The sequence below is a fragment of the Streptomyces sp. NBC_00310 genome, from assembly GCF_036208085.1.
Lineage (GTDB): Bacteria > Actinomycetota > Actinomycetes > Streptomycetales > Streptomycetaceae > Streptomyces.
In genome coordinates this window covers 7,933,996-7,950,970 of record NZ_CP130714.1, presented here as the reverse complement: position 1 = coordinate 7,950,970, position 16,975 = coordinate 7,933,996, and the positions used below count along the sequence as shown (strand labels likewise).

Sequence of the window (16,975 nt, the reverse complement as noted above, 5' to 3'; positions counted from 1 at the left end):
GCCAACCGCCATCGCCAAGGAGAACGCCATGGACGTGCACATAGCCGCGAGCATCCTGCCGTTACTCGGCTGGGCCGTGCACGGCGGCATCCTCGCCCGCCGCCTCGCCTCCGCCCGCCGCGACCCCCTCACAGGACTGCACACCCGTGCCGGATGGACCGCCCGCGCCGAAGACCTCATCCGCCGGCACCCGTGCGCGGCCGTCCTCCTGGTCGACCTCGACCACTTCAAGACCTTGAACGACACGTACGGCCACGCCGCCGGGGACGCCGCACTCGCCGAGACCGCCGTCCGGCTGCACACCTGGTGCGGACGCAACGGCACCGCTGGCCGCCTGGGCGGAGACGAATTCGTCGCGGTCGTACGGGACTTGGCCGCTGTCGATCTCGACGCGCTCACTGCGGCACTCCACCGGCCGCTGCTCTACGACGGCGTCCCGCTGCCGCTGGCCGCCTCGGTCGGTGTCTGCCCCATCGCCGAGCTTCCGGTGCCGACCTTGACCGACGCGCTCGCCGCCGCTGACGCGGCCATGTACGCCGCGAAAGGCCGTGGCCGTCGCGGTTCCCGTGCCTCTCGCTGACCGGCCACCGGGTGGCGCACAAGCCGCCAAGCACGCCGCCACCCGGGGCCGTTCCTTCCAACCGCAATCGAAAGGAACCACCATCATGGCCCACCACGCTCCACACCCGCCGTGGATCTGCCCGGCCTGCGACGGCTTCGCCTCCGTCGCCATCACCCTCGGCGGCCGTGACGCTCGCGGTCACCTGCGCACCGTCACCGCGCACTGCCCGGCCTGCCACGGCACCGGCGCCACCCGCACCCGCAGCAACCGGGAGGGCGCCCGTGCCTGACCAGCTGCTCGACCCGGCCACCCTCGGCGACCTGCTGAGGGTGGCTTCGGCCTCCGACTACGACCGCTGGCACGAGCAGATCCGCCGCACCGGCGGCTGCGCCGACCCCATCCACCTCACCGGCTGGACGATCGCCAAAGACAAGACCACCGGCGAGACCCTGCACCACTACTCCACCGAGAACGAGCCGGGCGGACGCCTCCGCCTCGCCTGCGGAAACCGCCGCGCCTCCCGCTGCCCCTCCTGCGCCTGGACCTACGCGGGCGACACCTACCACCTCATCCGCGCGGGCCTCGCCGGAGACGACCGCCGCGACATACCCGCCACCGTCCGCGACCACCCCCGCGTCTTCGCCACCCTCACCGCCCCCTCCTTCGGCCGCGTCCACAACCGCCCCGACCATGGCGCCTGCCGCTGCGGCACCCACCACGCCGCCGACGATCCCGCCCTCGGCACCGCCCTCGACCCGGCCACCTACGACTACGCGGGCGCCGTCCTCTTCAACAACCACGCGGGCCAGCTGTGGCAGCGCTTCACCAACCGGCTCCGCCGCGAGGTCGCCGCCCGCGCAGGCCTGACACAGCGAGAGCTCAAGGAAGCGGCCCGGCTGTCGTACGGCAAGGTCGCCGAGTTCCAAAAGCGCGGGGCCCTGCACTTTCACGCCGTGATCCGCGTCGACGGCCCGGACGGTCCGGACACGCCACCGCCGTCCTGGGCCACGGTCGACCTCCTCACCGACGCCATCCGGGCGGCTGCCGCGCACTCCTACACCTCGGTCTCGGTCCCCGCCGCCGACGATCAGCCCGCCCGCACCTTCCGCTGGGGCACCCAGCTCGACGTACGCCCGGTCAAGGCCTTCGGCGACGGCTCCGACATCACCGAACAGGCCGTTGCCTCCTACGTCGCCAAGTACGCCACCAAGGCGGCCGAGAACACCGGAACCCTGGACCGCCGCATCGGCGAACTCTCCGAACTCGACCGCCACGGCGTCCCCGACCACACCCGCCGCCTGATCGAGGCGTGCAAGCGGCTCGACCCGCTGTATCCCGACCGCCGCCTGTGGGCTTGGGCTCACATGCTTGGCTTCCGCGGACACTTCTCCTCCAAGTCCCGCCGCTACTCCACCACTCTCGGCGCCCTCCGCCAGACACGCGCCGACTACCGCGCCGCGCAGGAACGCGAAGCGCTCGCCCTGGACGACCGCGAGCCGGACACCGTGCTCGTCCTCGCCGGCTGGCAGTACGCCGGACACGGCCACACCCCCGGCGAATCCGCCCTCGCCGCCACCATCGCCCGCGACCTCCAACGCAACCGCGAAACCGCCCGCGAAGCCCTACGCGACCAGCTCGCCGACGAAAGGGAGTGCTGACCATGGCCGCAGAGCTGCCGAACCGGTTCCTGACTCCCGAGGACCTGGTCGAGATGTTCGAACTGCCCAGCGTCGAGACGGTCTACCAGTGGCGGCGCAAGCGCACCGGCCCCCGCGGCTTCCGCGTCGGCCGGCATCTTCGCTTCGACCCGAGCGACATACGGGCCTGGGTGGATTCGCAGCTTGGGGAGGCTGCCTGATGGCTGGGCACATCCAAGACCGCTGGTACAAGACCGAGCCCGGGCCGGACGGCAAGCCGATCAAGGTCAAGACCGACCGCTACGGCAACGGGCTCCGCTACCGGGCCCGGTACGTCGGACCGGACGGCACCGAGAAGAGCAAGTCCTTCCCGGACCGGCAGAAGCGCCGTGCCGAAGAGTGGTTGGCCGAGACGGCTGCCGACATGTCCCGTGGTCAGTACGTCGACCCCAAGGCTGCCCGGACAACCTTCCAGCAGTACGCGGAACGCTGGCTCGCCGGGCAGACGACCGACCTCAATACGCGCATCGGAACGGAGTACCGTCTTCGGCTGCACGCCTTCCCGCGACTCGGGGCGCGTCCACTCGGTTCCTTCCGACCGGTCCACATCCGCGAGTTCGTGCGCGACCTGGAGAACGACTCCATCGGCGCCACCTACGCCCGCAACATCTACGCCAACGTCCGTGCCGTGCTCTCGGCCGCCGTCGATGACGGCCACCTCGCCCGGAATCCGTGCTCGGCTGCGTCGGTCCGCCCGCCCACTGCCTCCTCCGCCCGAGTCGTGCCCTGGCTCCCTTCCCAGGTGCGTGCGGTCCGCGATGCTCTGCCCGAACGCTACCGAGCCATGGTCGACGTGGGCAGCGGCTGCGGTCTCCGACAGGGCGAGATCATCGGTCTGGCCGAAGACACCTTGCAGCTCGGCAGCGACACCCTTCGGGTCACCACTCAGGTCAAGCTGATCCGGGGCGTCGCCGTCTTCGCTCCCCCCAAGGGCAACAAGGGGCGTGACGTACCGCTGCCGTCCTCGGTCGCCTCGGCCCTTCGGCGGCACATGAAGAATCATCCGCCCGTGCCCATCAAGCTGCCGTGGATACGACCGGACGGCCCACTCACCGAACGGCGTCTGATCTTCACCAACACAGCCGACGGGGTCGTCTGGCGCAGCAACTTCAACGCCTACGAGTGGAAGCGCGCCCTGGCCGCCGCCAGCCTTATCCCGACCCCCGAACCCGGCAAGCGGCACGCGTCCGCCCGCCACCACGGAATGCATGCCCTGCGCCACTTCTACGCCTCGGTCCTCCTGGACGCGGGCGAGAGCATCAAGGCCGTGAGCGAATACCTCGGGCACTCCGATCCGGCGATGACGCTGCGGGTGTACGCCCACCTGATGCCCAGCAGCAGTGAGCGTGCCCGCCGGGCCCTGGATGGTGTCTTCGACACGGCCCAGGAGCCCTGACGGCCCAGGGACGGCCCACCGGGCATAAGACAGCCCCCTACTGGCGAGAACATCGCTGGTGGGGGGCTTCTTCGTGCCTGGAGCACATCAGTTCTCCGGGTGCAGGCATAACCCTCCCAGTGTCGCAGATCGAATCGTGTGACCCGAGCCGGTCGAGAGGTCAGAGGATTCCGCCGACCACGCCCACGATCCACGCGCCGTAGTTCTTCCAGCGATGGGACATACGGCAGTACAGGCGCGGTCTGCGTCGGCCCGCCTGGTCGATCAGCGTCTCGCACCACCGGCAGGGCAGATCACCGTGGTACCTGCCGTCCTCGCCCACCCGTGCTCTCCCCATGAACGCGGACTCTATCGACTCCCGCCCGACCGTCCGAAGGACCACGGAAAGGGGCCCCCGCCCCGGCGAACCGGACGGGGGCCCACGACACCATCAACGCGTCTGTCAGCCGGAGCCCACGAACAGCACCAGCAGCAGCCAGACCACCGGGGCGGTCGGGAGGAGGGAGTCCAGGCGGTCCATGATGCCGCCGTGGCCCGGCAGGAGCGTGCCCATGTCCTTGATGCCGAGGTCCCGCTTGATCATGGACTCGCCGAGGTCGCCGAGCGTGGCGCTGGCGGCGACGGCGAGACCGAGGAGCAGGCCCTGCCACCACGCACCGCCGTCGATGACGAACTGCATGAGCAGCGCGCCGGCGACCATGGCGAAGGCGATCGCGCCGAGCAGTCCCTCACGGGTCTTGCCGGGGCTGATGCGCGGCGCGAGCTTGTGCGTGCCGAACCGCCAGCCGACGGCATACGCGCCCGTGTCACTGACGACGGTCAGCAACAGGAACACCAGAACCCGCTGCGGCCCGTCGTCGGCGGTCAGCATGAGCGCGACGAACGTGGCCAGGAACGGCACGTAGAAGGCCGCGAAGACCCCCGCGGTGACGTCCTTGAGGTAGTTGTCCGGCGGTTCCGTCATCCGCCAGACAAGGACGGCGAGCGCGGTGAGCGCCATGGCCACCCACGCGCCCTCGGGCCCGCGCACGTACCCGGCGACGACCATGGCGGCCCCGCCGACCGCGAGCGGAACGAGGGGCGCCTTGATGCCCTTGCGTTCCTGCAGGCGCGAGGTGAGCTCCCACAGCCCGACCACCACGGCCACCGCTATCACGCCGACGAAGGCCGCCTTGACGATGAACAGCGACGCGACGATGACCACGCCGAGCCCGACGCCGACCCCTATGGCGGCGCCGAGGTCACGGCCCGCGCTCTTCTTCTGCGGGGCGGGCTGCGGGGCGTCGGGCATGGGCTCCGGCTTCTGCGGCGCCTCCCCGTAGGGGTGCGCCGACGGCGTCTCGTCGCGGAACGGGGGACCGGCCTGCCGAGCGGCCCCCCGGTCGTCGTCCTGGTCCCCGCCATGCGCGGGTACGTCGGGCACGATGGGCATGGGGCGAGTCTGCTGGGCCTCAGGCGCATCGTACGGGGGACCCGCCGGGGCATGCCCCTGGACACGTCCCCGGTCGGTCGGCGCCCAGTACCCGGCTTGTGACGGCGCCCCCCAGGAAGAGTCGTTCATCAGACCTCGAGGAGCTCCGCTTCCTTGTGCTTGAGCAGCTCGTCCACCTGGGCGACGTACTTCGCGGTGGTGTCGTCGAGCTCCTTCTCCGCACGACGGCCCTCGTCCTCGCCGACCTCGCCGTCCTTGACGAGCTTGTCGATCGCGTCTTTGGCCTTACGGCGGACCGAGCGGATGGACACCTTGGAGTCCTCCGCCTTGCTCTTCGCGACCTTGATGTAGTCGCGGCGGCGCTCCTCGGTCAGCTCGGGGAACACCACTCGGATGATGTTGCCGTCGTTGCTCGGGTTGACGCCCAGGTCGGAGTCGCGGATCGCCTGCTCGATGTTGCGCAGGGCGGTCTTGTCGAACGGGGTCACCACGGCCATGCGCGGCTCCGGCACCGAGAACGAGGCCAGCTGGTTGATCGGCGTCAGCGCACCGTAGTAGTCGGCCACGATCTTGTTGAACATCGCCGGGTGCGCACGACCGGTGCGGATCGCGGCGAAGTCGTCCTTGGCGACCACGACGGCCTTCTCCATCTTCTCCTCGGCCTCGAGGAGGGTCTCTTCGATCACCACTTGCTCCTGCGTGTCTTGAGTAGGCCCGGCAGCTGTACTTGGTCTGGTCGGCGGCCGGCTGCGTCGCGTCTTGTTCCTGCACGGTTCCGGACCGGCAGGACATTGTCCATCCCTTGGTCAGGCTCCGTCCCCCGGGCAGGGGAAGGACCCGGTCAGGCCCGGCTTCCCTGATCACCCACGAGAGTGCCGATCTTCTCACCCTTGACGGCCCGCGCGATATTGCCCTCCTTGAGAAGCTCGAACACGAGGATCGGGAGCTTGTTGTCACGGCAGAGCGTGATCGCGGTGGCGTCGGCGACCTTGAGCTCGCGGGTGATGACCTCGCCGTAGCCGAGGGAGTCGAACCTGACCGCGTCCGGGTTGGTCTTGGGGTCGGAGTCGTAGACCCCGTCCACGCCGTTCTTGCCCATCAGCAGCGCCTCGGCGTCGATCTCCAGAGCGCGCTGGGCGGCGGTGGTGTCGGTGGAGAAGTACGGCATGCCCATACCGGCGCCGAAGATGACCACACGGCCCTTCTCCAGGTGGCGCACGGCGCGGAGCGGGATGTACGGCTCGGCGACCTGGCCCATGGTGATGGCGGTCTGGACGCGGCTGTCGATGCCCTCCTTCTCCAGGAAGTCCTGGAGGGCGAGGCAGTTCATGACCGTGCCGAGCATGCCCATGTAGTCGGAGCGGGCCCGGTCCATGCCGCGCTGCTGGAGTTCGGCGCCGCGGAAGAAGTTGCCGCCGCCGATGACGACGGCGATCTCTGCTCCGTCGCGTACGACGGCCGCGATCTCCCGGGCGATGGCGTGCACCACGTCCGGGTCGACGCCGAGGCCACCGCCCCCGGAGAACGCCTCTCCGGACAGCTTCAGCATGAACCGGCCGCGTTCCGCTTTGCTTGCGTCGCTCTTCTCGGGCTTGGTGGTCATGGAGATCTCGCCTCTTTACGTGTCGCACATACGAAGAAGGCCATTGCCGGTGGGGTGGTGTTCGCATCCCATGCGCGGCAATGGCCTCCTCGTCAGATCCGCTGTCGTCCGTCGCGCGTCACGCGCGCACGTGGCGTGCGTACGCGAACGACTGCACTCGACCCTATCGGGGCCGGGCGCCCGTCGCGTAACGGACTCAGATGCCGACCTTGATGCGCGTGAAGCGCTTCAGGGTGACACCGGCCTCGTCCAGGACCTTCTGGACGGACTTCTTGTTGTCCAGCGCGTACGGCTGGCCGAGCAGCGTGGCGTCCTTGAAGAAGCCGTTGAGGCGACCCTCGACGATCTTCGGCAGGGCGGCCTCGGGCTTGCCCTCGGCGCGGGTGGTCTCCTCGGCGACGCGGCGCTCGGACTCGACGACGTCGGCCGGCACGTCCTCCTTGGAGAGGTACTTCGGCGCGAAGGCGGCGATGTGCTGGGCGATGCCCTTGGCCACGGCGGCGTCGGCCTTGTCCAGCTCGACCAGGACACCGATCTGCGGGGGCAGGTCGGGCATGGTGCGGTGCATGTAGGAGAAGACGAAACCGTCGGCGTACTGCGCGAAACGGTCGAGGACGATCTTCTCGCCGAGGTTGGCGTTGGCCTCGTCGACGTACGCCTGGACGGTCTTGCCGGCCTCGATCTCGGAGGCGAGCAGGGCCTCGAGGTCGGCCGGGGAGGTCTTGGCGACGTGCTCGGCGATCGCGGCGGCGGCGGCCTGGAACTTCTCGCCCTTGGCGACGAAGTCCGTCTCGCACTTCAGCTCGACCAGCACACCGGAGGTGTTGTCGTCGGCGATGAGGGAGACCACGGCGCCGTTCTCGGCGGAGCGGCCCTCGCGCTTGGCGACGCCCTTCTGGCCCTTGATGCGCAGGGCCTCGACGGCCTTGTCGACGCTGCCCTCGGCCTCGTCCAGCGCCTTCTTGCAGTCCATCATGCCGGCGCCGGTGAGCTCACGGAGCTTCTTGACGTCGGCGGCGGTGTAGTTCGCCATGATCTGTGAATCTCTTCTCGGAGTTCGAAGTCTCGAAGTCGGCGTCCGCCGCCGCTCGTAGGGCGGGCGCCCGCCGAAAGATCTACGGGCTGTGGGTGAACGGCGGGTGGCGCGCTCGGCGCCACCCGCCGTCATGTCGACAGCCCTACGACCGTGAAGGTCAGGCCTGCTCGGCGTCCGCGGCCGGAGCCTCGGCGGCGGGGGCCTCAGCCTCGGCAGCGGCCTCGGCCGGAGCCTCAGCAGCGGCCTCGGCCGGAGCCTCAGCAGCGGCCTCGGCCGGAGCCTCGGCGGGGGCCTCGGCGGCAGCCGGAGCCTCAGCAGCGGCGGCAGGGGCCTCGTCGGCCTTCTTCTCGCCCTCGAGCAGGTCGCGCTCCCAGGCGGCCAGCGGCTCGCCCGCGGCCTTGTCGCCCTTGCCCTCGGTGGCGACCCGGGAGCGGGAGATGAGGCCCTCGGCGACCGCGTCCGCGATCACGCGGGTGAGCAGCGTGACGGAGCGGATCGCGTCGTCGTTGCCGGGGATCTTGTAGTCGACCTCGTCGGGGTCGCAGTTGGTGTCGAGGATGGCGACGACCGGGATGTTGAGCTTCCGGGCCTCGCCGACCGCGATGTGCTCCTTCTTGGTGTCCACGATCCAGACGGCGCTGGGCACCTTCTGCATCTCGCGGATACCACCGAGGGTCTTCTCCAGCTTGGCCTTCTCGCGCGAGAGCACGAGAAGCTCCTTCTTGGTGAGACCCGACGCGGCGACGTCCTCGAAGTCGATCTGCTCGAGCTCCTTGAGGCGCTGCAGACGCTTGTAGACGGTCGAGAAGTTGGTGAGCATGCCGCCCAGCCAGCGCTGGTTGACGTAGGGCATGCCGACGCGGGTGGCCTGCTCGGCGATGGCCTCCTGCGCCTGCTTCTTCGTGCCGACGAACATGACCGTGCCGCCGTGGGCGACGGTCTCCTTGACGAACTCGTAGGCGCGGTCGATGTACGACAGCGACTGGAGCAGGTCGATGATGTAGATGCCGTTGCGCTCCGTGAAGATGAAGCGCTTCATCTTCGGGTTCCAACGACGGGTCTGGTGACCGAAGTGGACGCCGCTTTCCAGCAGCTCCCGCATCGTGACGACGGCCATGGCCGTTCTCCTTGAATTTTCTCGGTTGTGCCGTGGGAGCCGGACGGCTCCCGCGCCTGACACCCGCGAAGCGCCGTTGCCACAAAGGACCGAGAGGCGCTGATACGGACCACAGACGGGCCTCGTACCGGGGCGTGCGAAGTCGACCCGGTGACCCGGATCGCCACCAGAAGTGTACGGGACCCGCGAGGCCCCGGGTGACGCCGATATCCACAACCGGCGAGTACTCCACAGATCCCGACCATGATCGCCCGGTTCACGGGACGCTTCCCCCATGTCTCACGAAACGGCTCACGAGCGAACGACCCGCCGACGTGCGGGTGCGGGTGCGGGTGCGGGTGCGGGTGCGGGTGCATGGTCGACCCTGCTGCTGTGCCTGATGTCGACCCTCCTGGCCACGGCCTGGACGACGGCACCTCGCGCGGCCCCCGGGCCACCGGCCCCCGAGGACCCCGTCCCCGCCCTGGGCCGTGCCTGGCCCGTCGGGCTCCGCCCGCTGGTGGTCCGCGCCTGGGAGCCCCCGCCCACCCCCTATGCCCGGGGGCATCGAGGCGTCGACCTGTCCGCCCCGCCCGGCTCCCCGGTACGCGCGGTGGCATCGGGCCGCGTCTCCTTCGCGGGCCGGGTGGCGGGCCGTGGAGTCATCGCCGTCGACCTCTCCGCCACGGGCGACCCACCCCTGCGCACGACCTACGAGCCGGTCCGGGCATCCGTGAAGAAGGGCGACGAGGTAACCGCGGGCACGATCCTGGGCACCCTGGAAGCCTCCCCGTCCCACTGCCCGACAGCCTGCCTGCACTGGGGCCTGCGCAGAGGGGAGACCTACCTGGACCCGCTCTCGCTCCTCCCGCCGTGGCTGCTGCGCAGGGGCCCCTCACGCCTACTGTCGGTACCCGAGTAGCCGGACGGCCGGCCTCTTTCACGGCCGTGCGCAGTTGCGGGCGATGGTGTTGCCGTCCCCGGCCACGAGCAAGCGTGCCTGCCGTCCCTGACCACGGCAATCACGTTGCCGTCCCGGCTGCGGGCAGGCGTGGCTCCGGGGTGGCACGGGTGGGCGACGAGGGCCCCGCTCGAGGCGAAGCCGAGAGTGGGGGAGGTACGGGGCCGGCACCGGTGAGCGCTACCCCGCCCCGAGCTCGACCCTGACGCATGACGACGCGGGGCACCTGGCGATGAGGGCCCAGCCGCGGCACCCGGCCACAGCACCAAGCACCCAGCACCCAGCACCCAGCACCCAGCACCCAGCACCGCGCAACGACCGCTCAGCCCCGTACGCCCCGCAGAGCCATCCCCACGGCCGCCTCGGTGATCGCGGAGGGCTCCTCGGCGGCCCCCAGCTCGATACGCCGCACCGCCGCGTCCACGACTCCCTGCAACAGCATCGCGGCCAGCCGGGGCTCCGTCTGCCCCAGCCCCGCGAGCGCCTCCACGATCATCGCGACGAGCCCACCGTGCGCGGCCCGGATCTTCTCCCGCGCCCCGGCGTCCAGTTCGCTCGCCGAGATCGCCACCACGGCCCGATGCCGCCGGTCCCCGACCAGCTCCAACTGTTTGCGGACGTACGCCTCGACCTTGCCCTCGGGCCGCTCGGCCGCGGCCATCGCCGCCTCGACCTCCGCCGCCCACACGGGAAAGTCGACCTCGCACAGCTCCTCGACCACCGCCGCCCGCGACCGGAAGTACTCGTACACGGACGACCGCGCCAGCCCCGTACGCTCGGCGAGCGCGGGGAACGTCAACGCCTCCGTCCCTCCCTCGGACAGCAGGGACCGAGCCGCGTCCAGCAGGGCGGCTCGCTGCATCGACCGGTGCTCGGCCACGGAGGCCGCTCGAATCCTTGGCACGTCAACCACTTTACGGACGGACCGCCACCAACGGGAGTGTCTTCCCCCGACAGGCCCTGGGCCGAAGCCCTGCCGACACCCTCCACAGCCCTGGCCTCGCGGCTCATCCGGCCAGGTAGGGCCGGGTCAACGACCAAAACTCGCCAGCTTCGCCCGTAGCTGCAGCACCGACTTCGTGTGGATCTGGCTCACCCGGCTCTCGGTGACCCCCAGCACGTTCCCGATCTCCGCGAGGGTGAGCCCCTCGTAGTAGTACAGCGTGACGACGGTCTTCTCCCGCTCGGGCAGCGTGTTGATGGCCCGCGCCAGGAAGCGGCGCAGCTCCCGGTCCTCGGCGACCTCGACCGGGTTGTCCGCGGCGGTGTCCTCCAGCGTGTCCATCAGGCTCAGCCGGTCGCCGCCCTCGCCCCCGACATGCAGCAGCTCCTCCAGCGCCACGACGTTGGCCAGCGACAACTGACTGAAGACCGAGTGAAGTTCATCGACCGCGATACCCATCTCGGCGGCCACCTCGCCCTCGCTCGGGGTGCGTCTGAGCCGGGACTCCAGGGTGGCGTAGGCCCGCTCCACGTTGCGCGCCTTCTGCCGCACCGACCGGGGGATCCAGTCCAGCGCGCGCAGTTCGTCGATCATGGCGCCACGGATCCGGGTGATCGCGTACGTCTCGAACTTGATCTCCCGGTCGATGTCGAACTTCTCGATCGCGTCGATCAGCCCGAAGACCCCGGAGGAGACGAAGTCGGCCTGCTCGACGTTGGCCGGCAGGCCGACACTGACCCGGCCCGCGACGTACTTCACCAGCGGTGAGTAGTGCAGGATCAACTGCTCGCGCAGCCGTTCGTCGCCCGTCGTCTTGTACGTCCGCCACAGCTCCTCGAGTGTCGAGGGGGCGGGCGGGCGCACGGTGCCGCGAGCGGCGGAGGGTACCGCCGTCCGGTCAGACCCGGAGGTGTGCTGGGGCATTCGTCGCCTTGTGCCGTTCTGCCGTGAACTGGGGGGTGCCTGGGTGAGCTGTCGGTCTGATGTCGAGTTGCCTGCCCTGAGGGGGAACCCACGTGAGCGTAGCGTGACTGGGGAGTCGCAGTGCGCGAAGGCCGAGGGATCGCCGGTGCGCAGATACGTTCCGCTGGGTGCCCCGCGGGGTCACGGCGATCGCGCTGCGTGACGGATCCGGAAGGCCAACTGCCGGAAACCGCACGGCTGTCGGCGTTCCCCCGGACGGCCGAACACGCTGGGTCAACTTCGCCTCCGATCCGGCGAGACGGAGATCATCGCCTGGCGTGTCAACTTCCAGCCGTCGCCGTGTCGTTCGACGTAACCAAGTGCGCGGAGTTCGTACAGTCTCCCGACCGCGTCGTCCACGGTCGTGCCCGCGCCGCGGGCGACCTCGTCGGGGGCCGCGCTCCCCCGCCCCGGCAGTGCGGCGAGAACCTGCCGTGCGCCGGGTTCCAGCAGGTCACGGGGGAGCACGGGGCCCCGCCGGTCGGGCGCCAGCTCTCCCATGTCACCCACCAGCTCGACGACTTCGGCAGCGTCGGACACGAGCACGGCCTCCCCCCGCAGCAGTTCGTGCACGCCGGCGGAGAGGGCCGAGGTCGCGGGCCCCGGCACGCCCATCGTGAACCGACCCAATCGCTGCGCCGCCCGCGCCGTGACCAGCGCGCCGCTGCGGTAGGCCGCCTCCACGACCACGGTCCCCCTGGTGAGCGCGGCGATGACCCGGTTCCGCAGGATGAACCGGCTCGGCGTCGGATGCTCCCCCGGCGGCAACTCCCCCACCACCAACCCCTGTTCGGCGATTCTGCTGATCAACTGCACATGCCCCCTGGGATACGGCCGGTCCACCCCGCAGGCCAGCACGGCGACGGTCGCCCCACCGGCCCCGAGCACCCCCCGATGCGCGGCCCCGTCCACCCCGTACGCGCCACCGGACACGACCACCCACCCCTGCTCGGCAAGCCCCGCCCCCAGCACCGCCGCCATGTGCGCCCCGTACTCCGTGCAGGCCCGCGCCCCCACCACAGCCACGGACCGCAATGCCCACATCCGCACATTCGCCTTCCCCCGCACCCACAGCCCCATGGGCCGCCCGTCCCCGAGATCATCGAGCTGCCCGGGCCACTCACCGTCCCCGGGGACGAGGAACCGGACCCCGGCCTCCCTCGCCCGCGCCAGGTCACCCTCGGGGTCGGCGCGCCCGGCGCGGGCACACAGTCCCGCCCACCGCTTCTCCGAGGCCTCGGGCAGCGGGCGACCGCCCCCGGAGAGCCTCCGCACCACTTCCCGGGCTCCGAACTCCCGTAGCCACCGACCACCCAGCTCGTCTCCGGGCTCGATGACACGGGCCAGGAAAGCCCGGTCGAGCCGCTCGACATCCGGCGCACCGCCGCCGGTCATGGCGCGCCCGCCGATGACCCACGGGCCTCAGGCCTCACGTCAGCGCTCCGATCGCCATCGGCACCCCGCGTGGCACTCCGGTGCGCAGCTGCAGAGCCAGGTTGACGTCCGTCGCGTCCGGGCGGTCGTGGCCGACGAGGTCGGCGATGGTCCAGCCGACCCGGAGCACCCGGTCCAGGCCGCGCGCGGTCAGCACGCCCCGCTCCAGGCAGCGCTCGGCCTCGTCCATCGCGCCCGGGGTCGCGTGCCACCGGCTGCGCAGTTCACGCCCCGGTACCTCGCTGTTCGTCCGCCAGGGCGTATCCAGCAGACGGGCTGCCGCGCGCTCCCTGGCCGAGCGCACACGGTCGGCCACCGTCGCCGTGGACTCGCCCTGGGCTCCACGCCGGGTGAGCTCGGACCGAGTGACCCGGTCGACCTCGACCCGCAGGTCGACCCGGTCCAGCAGCGGCCCGGAGAGCCGCGCCTGATAGCGGCGGATCAAGGCGGGCGGGCACTCGCACAAGTCGTCCGTCCGCGAGAAGCGACCGCAGGGACAGGGGTTCGCGGCGAGCACCATCAAGAACTTCGCGGGGAACCGCACCACTCCCGCGCTGCGCGCGATCACGACGTGCCCCGCCTCCAGCGGCTGCCGCAGGGCGTCCAGCGCATGGCTGCTGAACTCCGGGGTCTCGTCCAGGAAGAGCACCCCCCGGTGGGCGAGGGAGACCGCACCGGGTCGTGCGATGCCCTGGCCGCCGCCGACGAGGGACTGCATCGTGGCCGAATGGTGAGGGGCGCAGTAGGGCGCCACGTCGACCAGTGGTTTTCCCGCGGGCAGCAGACCGGCGATCGAGTGGACCGCCGTGACCTCCAGCGACTCCTCTCTGGCCAGCCTCGGCAGGATGGCCGGCAACCGCTCGGCGAGCATCGTCTTGCCCGCGCCCGGCGGCCCTTCCAGGAAGAGGTGATGTCCGCCGGCCGCCGCGACTTCCACGGCGGTTCGGGCCGCGAGCTGACCGACGACATCGGCGAGGTCGTGGCCCTGGTCCTGGTGCGCGCCTGCCGCGGTGCGCATGCCGGTGGCCGCCCCCGTGCCCGGCAGACGGAGTCCCGCCATGAGAGGGTCCGGGCGGCCCTCGTCGGGTTCCTCGTCCGGCACCGGTTCGTCCGCCAGCACGGCGATCAACTGCCGCAGGGTGCGCACGCCCAGCACCGAGACCCCGGGCACCAGCGAGGCCTCCGCGGCAGCGCACTCCGGCACCACCACCTGCTCGTATCCGGCCTCGGCGGCGGCCAGCACGGCGGGCAGGATGCCCCGTACCGGCCGGACCCGACCATCGAGCCCCAGCTCCCCGATCATCACGACGTCGGAGAGCACCCGCGGATCGATCCGCTCGGATGCGCCCAGGACGGCGCTGGCGACCGCCAGGTCGAACCCGCTGCCGGCCTTCGGCACCGACGCGGGACTGAGTCCCACCGTCAGCTTCTTCTGCGGCCACTCGGCGCCCGAGTTGACCAGGGCCGCCCTCACCCGGTCCTTGCTCTCCGTCAGGCTCTTGTCCGGCAGCCCCACCAGCGTGAAGGCCGCCACGCCCGGTTCCAGGTCGGCCTGGACCTCGACGACGACGCCCTCGACGCCGACAAGGGCCACGGAACACGTGCGGGCGAATCCCATCAGGCCACCCCCCGCACGTGTTCCACGACGGGGGCGCCGCGGGCGGGGAGGACGACGCCGACGACGTCGATACGGACGCCGCCCGGCGGACTTCCTCCGTGTTCCTGGAGCCAGCGTTCGGCGAGGCCGCGCAGTCGTTCGGCCTTGGTGGTCGTGACGGCCGCCATGGGGTGTTCGAAGGGGCCGGCCCTGCGGGTCTTCACCTCGCAGACGACCAGCGCGTCCCCGTCGCGGGCCACGATGTCGATCTCGCCGGTCCTGCCGCAGCGCCAGTTGCGCTCCAGGACCGTCATCCCGGCCTCGGCCAGCCGCCGTGCGGCCAGCTCCTCGCCGTACTTGCCGAGCGCACCTCGCGCGCCGTTGCCCGGCGCGCCGTTGCCTCGTGTGTTGTCGCCTCGTGCCTTGCTCATGTCGGCACCACCTCCGGCGCCAACACTGAGTGCGACTCAGCCCGCTATTGGATCTTGGTGGACAAACAGGCGATTGTGAATAACTTCGTCACCCACACGGATGACGGTGCCGCAGCCCCTCCGCCGGCCTCAGCTGCCCGGCAGCTCCAGATCGCTCTTGTTCAGCTCCTCGATGTTCACGTCCTTGAACGTGAGCACCCTCACCTGCTTCACGAACCGAGCCGGCCGGTACATGTCCCACACCCAGGCGTCCGCCATCGACACCTCGAAGAACACCTCGCCCTGGACCGAGTGCACCTGCATCTCGTAGTCATTGGTCAGGTAGAAACGCCGCTCGGTCTCGATCACGTATTTGAACAGACCGACGACATCGCGGTACTCCCGGTAGAGCTTCAGCTCCATCTCGGTCTCGTACTTCTCGAGGTCCTCGGCGCTCATGGCATGTTCCCCTTCAGCCGTGCGATCCCACCATTGTGCGCCAGTCCCGCGAGCCCCTAGACAATTTCGGTGTCGAGGACCACGGGTCTGGCCGGGGGACCCTCGTCGAGCAGTGTGCGGAGCAGTTCGGCGAGTCTGGTCGGGTACACCGTCTCATGCGCCCGGGTCAGTTCCCCGCACGTCCACCAGCGTGCTCCTGCGACGCTGCGTCTTTCCAGCTCCGTCAGGCCCGCCGCCGCGGGCACGACCTGGTGCGTAGCGGTGGTCCGGGCGAGGTAGTACCACTCGTCCTGGTCCCAGCGGCGTCCGGCGAAGGGGAAGGAGCACATCCGCCGCCAGAGCACGGGGCCGAGCTCCACGTCCGTGATCCCGGTCTCCTCCGCGAGTTCCCGCAGGGCGGCCTCCTCACGGGTCTCCGCGCCCTCCACACCGCCGCCGGGCGTGAACCACCAGTCGTCGGCCGGATCGTCCGGCTCGTGCCCGTGCAGCAGCAGGACGCGCTCCCGCGGATCCAGCAGGATCACCCGGGCGACCTTGCGCAGCCCGCCCTCGTACGTGTCCTCAGCCGACACCGGCGGGCTCCGACTGCGCCGTACGTCCGCGTCCGCCGATCCGCTGGGCGACGGGCCCGTAGGCCGCGCCGCCCATGACGAGCACCATGCCCACGACCAGCGCGGCGGTGATCAGCCGCAGCGGGCCGGGAGAGGAGAGCGCGCCGAGCTTCTCGAAGCCCGTGGGGCGGGCCAGCATGCCGTCCATGGGCCAGACGACGGCGTCCACGCGCGCGTCCACGTTGGTGCGCGGCACCGTGCCGTTGCCGGCCTCCGTGAGGTGGGCGGTGGAGTCCAGGGAGCCGCTGCGCTCGTCACCGAGGAGGAACAGCCGGCCCTTGGGGACGGTGATCTCCGGGATGCCGGTCAGCTCGGCGACCTCGCCCTCGGGCAGATACCCCTCGTCGATCTTCTTGCCGTTGACGGTCAGCTTGCCGTCGGTGCAGCAGGCGACCGTGTCACCGCCGACCGCGACGACCCGCTTGACCATGGGGGTGTTGCCCCAGGTCTCCTGCCGGAAGACCACGACGTCACCGCGCTTGATCTCGGCGCCGTCGATCCGCTCGGCGAGTATGCGGTCCCCGGAGGTGATGGTGGGGGACATGGAGTCGGTGGGCACGGTGTAGGGCGCGTAGGCGATCGCGCCCCAGAGGAAACCGCCCAGGAAGAGCACACAGCCGAGGGCCACGGCCAGTCCCGACAGCTTGCTGCCGAGCCGTCCGCGGCCCTCGTCCGTACGACGTGTCGTCCCGCTCATCCCAGTGCTCCCCCAGTTCGGAGAATCGACCGTCCGGGCCCCGTGCGGGCCGCGGAAGATCGGCGATCTGGGACGGCA

The 16,975-nt window shown here is 70.6% G+C and carries 20 protein-coding genes; 6 read left to right on the top strand and 14 right to left on the bottom strand.

Going from position 1 to position 16,975, the window contains the following annotated elements; genetic code table 11:
- Positions 1 to 28 precede the first annotated feature (28 nt).
- The 5 genes from OG202_RS34960 (at position 29) to OG202_RS34940 (ending at position 3,655) form a co-directional block, all read left to right on the top strand.
- Positions 29 to 580 (top strand): GGDEF domain-containing protein, encoded by a 552-nt coding sequence (locus OG202_RS34960; protein ID WP_328224102.1) that lies wholly within the window; start codon positions 29 to 31, stop codon positions 578 to 580.
- Positions 581 to 665: 85 nt separating this feature from the next.
- Positions 666 to 851 carry a hypothetical protein gene (locus OG202_RS34955; protein WP_328224101.1) on the top strand — a complete coding sequence of 62 codons (186 nt, stop codon included), beginning with the start codon at positions 666 to 668 and terminating at the stop codon, positions 849 to 851.
- Positions 844 to 2,220: a replication initiator protein RepSA gene (repSA, locus tag OG202_RS34950; RefSeq protein WP_328224100.1), complete on the top strand. Its 1,377-nt coding sequence runs from the start codon at positions 844 to 846 to the stop codon at positions 2,218 to 2,220. The genes OG202_RS34955 and repSA overlap by 8 nt, the downstream gene beginning before the upstream one ends.
- 2 nt (positions 2,221 to 2,222) lie before the next feature.
- Positions 2,223 to 2,420, top strand: coding sequence for a helix-turn-helix transcriptional regulator (locus OG202_RS34945; protein WP_184899872.1), 198 nt, complete (start codon positions 2,223 to 2,225; stop codon positions 2,418 to 2,420).
- Positions 2,420 to 3,655 (top strand): tyrosine-type recombinase/integrase, encoded by a 1,236-nt coding sequence (locus OG202_RS34940; protein WP_328224099.1) that lies wholly within the window; start codon positions 2,420 to 2,422, stop codon positions 3,653 to 3,655. The genes OG202_RS34945 and OG202_RS34940 overlap by 1 nt, the downstream gene beginning before the upstream one ends.
- Positions 3,656 to 3,815: 160 nt before the next feature.
- Here the strand turns inward: OG202_RS34940 and OG202_RS34935 are convergent, their stop codons facing one another.
- From OG202_RS34935 to rpsB, 6 genes are all read right to left on the bottom strand, one after another.
- Positions 3,816 to 3,992, bottom strand: a complete 177-nt coding sequence (locus OG202_RS34935; protein WP_319768401.1) for a hypothetical protein — start codon at positions 3,990 to 3,992, stop codon at positions 3,816 to 3,818.
- A 105-nt stretch (positions 3,993 to 4,097) separates the two neighbouring features.
- Positions 4,098 to 5,216 (bottom strand): phosphatidate cytidylyltransferase, encoded by a 1,119-nt coding sequence (locus OG202_RS34930; RefSeq protein ID WP_327727626.1) that lies wholly within the window; start codon positions 5,214 to 5,216, stop codon positions 4,098 to 4,100.
- A complete protein-coding gene (frr, locus tag OG202_RS34925; protein ID WP_045561444.1) occupies positions 5,216 to 5,773 on the bottom strand; it encodes a ribosome recycling factor in 558 nt (185 codons plus the stop codon). Before frr ends, OG202_RS34930 begins: the two co-directional genes overlap by 1 nt.
- 155 nt (positions 5,774 to 5,928) lie before the next feature.
- The gene (gene pyrH, locus OG202_RS34920) at positions 5,929 to 6,690 is read right to left on the bottom strand and encodes a UMP kinase (protein ID WP_327727627.1); all 762 of its coding nucleotides are present in this window, start codon (positions 6,688 to 6,690) and stop codon (positions 5,929 to 5,931) included.
- Between the two features lie 196 nt (positions 6,691 to 6,886).
- Positions 6,887 to 7,723 (bottom strand): translation elongation factor Ts, encoded by an 837-nt coding sequence (gene tsf / locus OG202_RS34915; RefSeq protein WP_326576636.1) that lies wholly within the window; start codon positions 7,721 to 7,723, stop codon positions 6,887 to 6,889.
- Positions 7,724 to 7,883: 160 nt separating this feature from the next.
- On the bottom strand, positions 7,884 to 8,843 hold the full coding sequence (gene rpsB / locus OG202_RS34910) for a 30S ribosomal protein S2 (RefSeq protein WP_328224098.1): 960 nt from the start codon (positions 8,841 to 8,843) through the stop codon (positions 7,884 to 7,886).
- Between the two features lie 274 nt (positions 8,844 to 9,117).
- Between rpsB and OG202_RS34905 the strand changes: the two genes are divergently transcribed.
- Positions 9,118 to 9,744 (top strand): murein hydrolase activator EnvC family protein, encoded by a 627-nt coding sequence (locus OG202_RS34905; RefSeq protein ID WP_328224097.1) that lies wholly within the window; start codon positions 9,118 to 9,120, stop codon positions 9,742 to 9,744.
- Between the two features lie 361 nt (positions 9,745 to 10,105).
- On the opposite strand, the gene OG202_RS34900 is transcribed toward OG202_RS34905, so the two are convergent.
- From OG202_RS34900 to lepB, 8 genes are all read right to left on the bottom strand, one after another.
- Complete coding sequence (locus OG202_RS34900) at positions 10,106 to 10,663, bottom strand: TetR/AcrR family transcriptional regulator (RefSeq protein ID WP_326585603.1); 558 nt, start codon at positions 10,661 to 10,663, stop codon at positions 10,106 to 10,108.
- 150 nt (positions 10,664 to 10,813) lie between these two features.
- A complete protein-coding gene (gene whiG / locus OG202_RS34895) occupies positions 10,814 to 11,650 on the bottom strand; it encodes an RNA polymerase sigma factor WhiG (protein WP_326576642.1) in 837 nt (278 codons plus the stop codon).
- A gap of 273 nt (positions 11,651 to 11,923) precedes the next feature.
- Positions 11,924 to 13,084: a DNA-processing protein DprA gene (gene dprA / locus OG202_RS34890; RefSeq protein WP_327727630.1), complete on the bottom strand. Its 1,161-nt coding sequence runs from the start codon at positions 13,082 to 13,084 to the stop codon at positions 11,924 to 11,926.
- A gap of 34 nt (positions 13,085 to 13,118) precedes the next feature.
- Entirely contained in the window at positions 13,119 to 14,741 is a 1,623-nt protein-coding gene (locus OG202_RS34885) for a YifB family Mg chelatase-like AAA ATPase (protein WP_328224096.1), read from the bottom strand.
- The gene (locus OG202_RS34880; RefSeq protein ID WP_328224095.1) at positions 14,741 to 15,151 is read right to left on the bottom strand and encodes a YraN family protein; all 411 of its coding nucleotides are present in this window, start codon (positions 15,149 to 15,151) and stop codon (positions 14,741 to 14,743) included. Before OG202_RS34880 ends, OG202_RS34885 begins: the two co-directional genes overlap by 1 nt.
- 129 nt (positions 15,152 to 15,280) lie before the next feature.
- Positions 15,281 to 15,589, bottom strand: a complete 309-nt coding sequence (locus OG202_RS34875) for a DUF2469 domain-containing protein (protein WP_005311352.1) — start codon at positions 15,587 to 15,589, stop codon at positions 15,281 to 15,283.
- A 56-nt stretch (positions 15,590 to 15,645) separates the two neighbouring features.
- The gene (locus tag OG202_RS34870; protein ID WP_326576730.1) at positions 15,646 to 16,161 is read right to left on the bottom strand and encodes an NUDIX hydrolase; all 516 of its coding nucleotides are present in this window, start codon (positions 16,159 to 16,161) and stop codon (positions 15,646 to 15,648) included.
- Positions 16,151 to 16,897 (bottom strand): signal peptidase I, encoded by a 747-nt coding sequence (gene lepB, locus OG202_RS34865; RefSeq protein ID WP_326576732.1) that lies wholly within the window; start codon positions 16,895 to 16,897, stop codon positions 16,151 to 16,153. Before lepB ends, OG202_RS34870 begins: the two co-directional genes overlap by 11 nt.
- Positions 16,898 to 16,975 lie beyond the last annotated feature (78 nt).